The organism is Shewanella sp. CAL98-MNA-CIBAN-0140 (genome assembly GCF_040309905.1).
GTDB classification, from domain to species: domain Bacteria; phylum Pseudomonadota; class Gammaproteobacteria; order Enterobacterales; family Shewanellaceae; genus Shewanella; species Shewanella psychromarinicola.
The window spans coordinates 1-276 of the sequence record NZ_JBEOPI010000150.1; the positions used below are offsets into that span (position 1 = coordinate 1).

Genomic DNA, 276 nt, shown 5'->3' on the forward strand with positions numbered 1-276 from the left:
CCATACTGATAAGGGTATGATTGTTATTAGGGTTATTTTTCTGGCTCAGTGCTTGACAAACTAATTCCGCTAAACGCTTCGTCGCACCCATAACATTAGTCGGTCTTACTGCTTTATCAGTGGATATCAAGACAAAAGTCTCAACCTTCGCTTCGATAGCGGCGCGAGCACAGTGATACGTGCCCTTGCTGTTATTTATTGCACCTTCAAAAGGGTTATGCTCGACGATAGGCACATGCTTATAAGCAGCGGCGTGATAGACGGTCTGGATTTGAT

General features: G+C 44.6%; 1 protein-coding gene. It reads right to left on the bottom strand.

Features of this window, described 5'->3' with window-relative positions; translation table 11 throughout:
- Positions 1 to 276, bottom strand: a 276-nt coding sequence (locus tag AAEY93_RS20530) for a polysaccharide biosynthesis protein (protein ID WP_351079499.1), incomplete at both ends; no start/stop codon positions are given.